Origin of the sequence: Oerskovia sp. NPDC060287, assembly GCF_042726775.1 — a bacterium.
Taxonomy (GTDB): Bacteria; Actinomycetota; Actinomycetes; order Actinomycetales; family Cellulomonadaceae; genus Oerskovia; species Oerskovia merdavium.
On record NZ_JBHXBO010000275.1, the window covers coordinates 1 to 4,959 of the forward strand.

Annotated in this window: 5 protein-coding genes; 2 read left to right on the forward strand and 3 right to left on the reverse strand. The window is 73.5% G+C overall.

Annotated elements, in window-relative coordinates; all coding sequences use genetic code 11:
* From ACFWFR_RS17300 to ACFWFR_RS17310, 3 genes are all read right to left on the reverse strand, one after another.
* Nucleotides 1-1,115 (reverse strand): hypothetical protein (locus ACFWFR_RS17300; RefSeq protein WP_377623847.1); only part of this gene is annotated, 1,115 nt, incomplete at its 3' end.
* Between the two features lie 91 nt (nucleotides 1,116-1,206).
* Entirely contained in the window at nucleotides 1,207-2,343 is a 1,137-nt protein-coding gene (locus ACFWFR_RS17305; RefSeq protein ID WP_377623848.1) for a hypothetical protein, read from the reverse strand.
* A gap of 98 nt (nucleotides 2,344-2,441) precedes the next feature.
* The gene (locus ACFWFR_RS17310) at nucleotides 2,442-3,560 is read right to left on the reverse strand and encodes a VIT1/CCC1 family protein (RefSeq protein ID WP_377623850.1); all 1,119 of its coding nucleotides are present in this window, start codon (nucleotides 3,558-3,560) and stop codon (nucleotides 2,442-2,444) included.
* A gap of 123 nt (nucleotides 3,561-3,683) precedes the next feature.
* Between ACFWFR_RS17310 and ACFWFR_RS17315 the strand changes: the two genes are divergently transcribed.
* Nucleotides 3,684-4,061, forward strand: coding sequence for an FKBP-type peptidyl-prolyl cis-trans isomerase (locus ACFWFR_RS17315; protein ID WP_056652896.1), 378 nt, complete (start codon nucleotides 3,684-3,686; stop codon nucleotides 4,059-4,061).
* Nucleotides 4,062-4,343: 282 nt separating this feature from the next.
* Nucleotides 4,344-4,934 (forward strand): ribonuclease H, encoded by a 591-nt coding sequence (locus tag ACFWFR_RS17320; protein WP_191804208.1) that lies wholly within the window; start codon nucleotides 4,344-4,346, stop codon nucleotides 4,932-4,934.
* Nucleotides 4,935-4,959: the final 25 nt, after the last annotated feature.

Genomic DNA, 4,959 nt, shown 5'->3' on the forward strand with positions numbered 1-4,959 from the left:
GTCGGGTCCGTCGGGTCCGTCGGGTCCGTCGGGTCCGTCGGGTCCGTCGGGTCCGTCGGGTCCGTCGGGTCCGTCGGGTCCGTCGGGTCCGTCGGATCGACCACAGCCGCAGCGGGGCACGCGACCGAGGCGTCGCCCAGGAGGCCGACGCCCAGGCAGGACACGTCCACCGGGACGGTGATCGGCAGGTTCACGCTGACGTCGGGCAACGACCCCAGCAGGCCACCGCCCCCGAGGATCCCGTCAAGAAGCCCGTCCTCACCGAGAAGTCCGCCGAGCTGGCCGTCACCGGTCAGCCCGCCGAGCAGGCCGTCCGGAATCCCCGCGACGCCTCCGGCGCCAGTACCTGTGCCAGCACCAGCACCGGCACCAGCACCAGCACCAGCACCAGCACCGACCGTCGCGTCTCCGAGAACACCCACCGCGACGTCGGTCACGGTGACCGGGACGGTCACGGGAACATCGACCGAGAGGCCGTCCGCAGGGACGCCTTCAGCAGGTGCCGGCACGAGCGGCGCGACCGGGGTGGACGACGAGACGGTCGCGTCCCCCAGGACCCCTGCGGCGATCCCCGAGACGTTCACCGGGATCGTGACCGGCACGTCGATGTCGATGTCCGCAGGGTCGGTGACCGCCCCAGACCCCGGCACCGGAGCAGGTGCCGGAGCAGGTGCCGGAGCGGGCGCCGGAGCGGGTGCCGGTGCCGGTGAGCTCACCGCGGCATCCCCGAGGACACCGACGGCGACGGACGAGACGTTCACCGGGATCGTGACGGGCACGTCGATGTCGACGTCCGCCGGACCACCCGTCGGAGGTGCCGTGACCGGTGCGGGCACCGGAGCCGGCACGTTCGCCGGGACCGGCGAGCTCACCGCGGCGTCCCCGAGGACACCGACGGCGACGGACGAGACGTTGACCGGCACGTTCACCGGGACGTCGACCGTGACGTCGGGCAAGACCCCGACGACCTGGCTGAGCGGGACATCGACCCCGAGGTCGAGTCCGAGGTTGCCGAGGAGGTCGCCCTCGGAGGCCTGGGCCGAGACGGCCCCGACGGCCAGCAGGCCGCCTGTGACGAGCGCTGTCTGCAGCGCGCGACGAACGTAGGTGTGCATGATCGTTTCTCCTTGCATGACGTGGACGGCGCGCCGCGAAGGGGCTGCGCCGGATGGCTCGTGCCGCGCGCGAGGGCGCGACGTGGCCAGGTCATGCAGGGGAGACAGGGACCTCGAAGAACGTGGAGGAGTGGGCCGCTCGCGCCTCGGCGTCGGGCACTGCCCAGAGGATCGAGGGAGCGAAGAACGGGGAGGCCGCCGCGACAGCCGAGTCACCACCGGAGCCACCACGAGGTGACACCGTGCTGGAACCGCCCGACGGAGCCGCGGACTCGACGCCTCCGGGCGCAGACAGTGGACTCCCCAGGGGTTCGTGGGTGGGGCTGCCCAGCACCGCCGAGGGGAAGTCGGAGAGCGAAGCGAGCGAGCCGGGCGGAGCCTTGTCACCGAGCCGACCGAGCCCCGTGACCTCGAGGCTGTCTGCCGACAGATCGACCCCGAGCATCGGCGCCGCACCAGGGACCGTCGTTCCTCCGCCCGGGACGGGGGCCGAGTCAGGAACGGTCGCGACGCCGGCGCCAGGGGCCGTCCCCCCGGGGACGACGGGTAGCACCTCGTCGCCTCCGTCCGGAACCGTCCCGGGGCCCGTCCCCGGAAGGATCGGGCCCACGACCGGAGCCAGTGGACCCAGCACCGACCCGAGGACCGGGTCGAGCGCACCGACCACCGGGGCCAGCGGTTCGAGGACCGGGTTCAGCACGGGAGCGAGCGGCTCGACGATCGGCGTGACCACCGGGGCCAACGAGTCGGCGACCGGTGCGGTCACCGGGGCAACCGTGTCGAGCACGGGCGTGACCACCGGGGCGACGGCATCCACCACGGGCTTCGCGACCGGTGCCACGACCTGGGCGACGCCTCCTGTGACGGGGGCGACGACGTCGGCCACGGGCTTGACCACAGGAGCCACCGGGGCGGCGACCGCCTCGACGACCGGCGCGACCGGCTTCGCCACAGGAGCCACGACCTGCTGCACGACCGGGTCGAGCACGGGCTTGACGACGCCCTGCACGACGGGGGTGACGATCGGCTCGACGACCTGCTGGACCGTGCCCGTCACGGGGGCGAGGAGCCCACCGAGGCCGAGCGGGTCGTCGGCCGCAGCGGCCGAGCCCGCGGTCCCGATCGCCACGAGCGTCCCGACCCCGGCGCCGACGCCGGCAACCAGTCCGCGCACGAGCCAGCGCCGTGCGCGAGAGCGCACGGGGAGAGCTGCGGCAGACCTGGGCATCGGCATCCTCGTCGTGGAACGGTCGTACGAGTTCTCACCGTAGGAGAGGCCGCGGCACTCCGCATGCCGACCGCCGGCTCTTCACCCGAGAACCCCGCCTACCCGACCGTGGTCCCGAAGGCCAGCCCCAGCGCGTACGTCGCGGCGGCCGCGCCGAACCCGATCGCGATCTGGCGCAGCGCACGCTTGACCGGCGACGCGCCCGACAGCAGCCCGACCGTGGCTCCCGTGCCGAGCAGCGCCAACCCCACGAGGGCGCTCCCGACGAGCACCGCGACCCCACCCTCGAGGCCGAACAGGTACGGCAGCACCGGGATGAGCGCGCCCGACGCGAAGAAGAGGAACGACGACACTGCCGCCCCCATCGCCGAGCCGTGCGTCTCGAACTCGTCGACCTCGGCGGCTGGCGCGATCACGGTCGCCGCGGTGTACGTCGACAGCACCTCGCCCGCGTGCTTCTCGGCCTCGTCGGGAGTCAGGCCACGGGCCCGGTAGACGAGCGCGAGCTCGTTGGCGTCGACGTCGAGGTGCGGCAGCGCGGCCGAGGCCAGCGGGCTGGGCGTCGACGCGTCGAGCAGCTCGCGCTGCGAACGCACCGACACGTACTCGCCCGCCCCCATCGACAGCGCGCCGGCGAGCAGCCCCGCGAGGCCCGTGAGCAGCACGGTCTCGTTCGACGCGCCCGACGCCCCGATCCCCAGGATCAGCGCGAGGTTGGACACCAGTCCGTCGTTCGCGCCGAACACCGCTGCGCGGAACGTCCCCGACATGCGCATGCGCCCGCGCGTCGCGAGCCCTCGCACGACCTCCTCGTGGATGCGCTCGTCGGCCGCCATCGCGGCGGTCGCGTCGACGTCCGACTCGTACGTCGAGCGGGCCTCGGCCCGCTGCGCGAGAGCCAGCACGAACACCCCGCCGAACCGGCGCGCGAACAGCCCGAGCGACCGGGTGCGCCAGTCGCCGCGCAGGGGCTTGCCCACGTCGTCTCCGAGCAGCGCGAGCCAGTGGTCCTCGTGGCGCTTCTCGGCGTCCGCGAGCGCGAGCAGGATCTCCTTCTCCTCGCCCGTGCGGCGGGACGCGAGGTCGCGGTAGGACGCGGCCTCGGCGCGCTCGTCGGCCAGGTACCGGCGCCAGCGACGGATCTCCTGAGGGGTCCGACGGCGGGCCTCGCCGGCGTGCGCGGGCACGCCGGAGGTCGGGGCAGCGGGGGGTGTCATGCGTTCATCATGGCAAGAAAAGGGCCTCCGTGGGTTTCGGGATCCCCAACTTTTCCGCACGGTTCTGCGGTTCGCGGGAGTTCCGACAGCCGCTGCGGGGGCGACCCGTGGTTGGATCGGAACATGTCCGAGAACACCGAACGCACCCGTCCTGAGGTCGACGCCCCCGAGGGCCCGGCCCCCACCGAGCTCGAGGTCGTCGACCTGATCGTCGGCGACGGCGCCGAGGCGCAGCCCGGCTCGACCGTCAACGTCCACTACCTGGGCGTCGAGTACGACTCCGGCGAGGAGTTCGACTCGTCCTGGAGCCGCGGCCAGTCCATCAACTTCCCGCTCCGCAGCCTCATCGCCGGCTGGCAGCAGGGCATCCCGGGGATGAAGGTCGGCGGGCGTCGCAAGCTCGTCTGCCCCCCGGAGCTCGCGTACGGCCCGGCCGGCGGTGGCCACCGCCTGTCCGGCAAGACGCTCGTCTTCGTGATCGACCTGCTCGGCGTCAGCTGACCACGGCCTGATCCCACGTCGCCCTCGCTCCCCCGGTCACCGGTGGGGGCGGGGGCGTCGTGCTGTCCGGGCCTCGTGCGGCTACCGCGGTCGCGGCTCGTCCGAGGCGTCCGTCACCCCGGTCCCGGTGTCACCCGGGCGCCCGACGACGGAGCGCGCCGAACGCGCACGGGTGCGCTCCGCCGTCGGGCACGCACCAGGCAGACGGCGGTCCCGGCGCCCCCGAAAGTCGGGGACAATGGGCGCGACGGACTTCCGACTCCGATGAGCGAGGACGCACAAGTGATCACTGTCAGCACCGACGGCTCGTGCCTGGTCAACCCGGGTGGAGCGATCGGTTGGGCGTGGATCAACCACGACGGAACCTTCGACTCCGGTGGCGCAGCCAGCGGGACGAACCAGGTCGCAGAGCTCCAGGCTCTGCTGGAAGCGGTGCGCGCACACCCCGGCGCCGAACCGCTCCTCATCGAGTCCGACTCCCAGTACGCCATCAAGTGCGCGTCGGAGTGGCTCGAGGGCTGGAAGCGCAAGGGGTGGCGGACGGCCGGCGGCAGCCCCGTGAAGAACCTCGAGCTCGTGCAGGGCATCGAGGCCGCGATCCAGGCCCGCCCCGGGCCGGTGCGCTTCCGGTGGGTGCGCGGGCACGTCGGCAACCACTTCAACGAGCGGGCCGACCAGCTCGCGGGTCTCGCGGCGCAGGACTGGGCCGCCGGGCGCGGCGAGGAGCGGTCGACGCTCGCCGGCACGGACGACCTCGCGGTCGCACCCGCCAAGCGGCCCGCCGCTGCGGGCCGTCCGGCCGCCAAGGTCGGGGCCACGGCCGCGAGCAGGGCCGCCGCAGAAGCCTGGACCGAGTCGACGCTCTTCGACTGACCTCGCGAGCTGCCGAGGACGGGCT

Coding starts and splice junctions, on each gene's coding strand:
- ACFWFR_RS17315 (WP_056652896.1), top strand. CDS start 3,684: ATGTCCGAGAACACCGAACGCACCCGTCCTGAGGTCGACGCCCCCGAG.
- ACFWFR_RS17305 (WP_377623848.1), bottom strand. CDS start 2,343: ATGCCCAGGTCTGCCGCAGCTCTCCCCGTGCGCTCTCGCGCACGGCGC.
- ACFWFR_RS17310 (WP_377623850.1), bottom strand. CDS start 3,560: ATGACACCCCCCGCTGCCCCGACCTCCGGCGTGCCCGCGCACGCCGGC.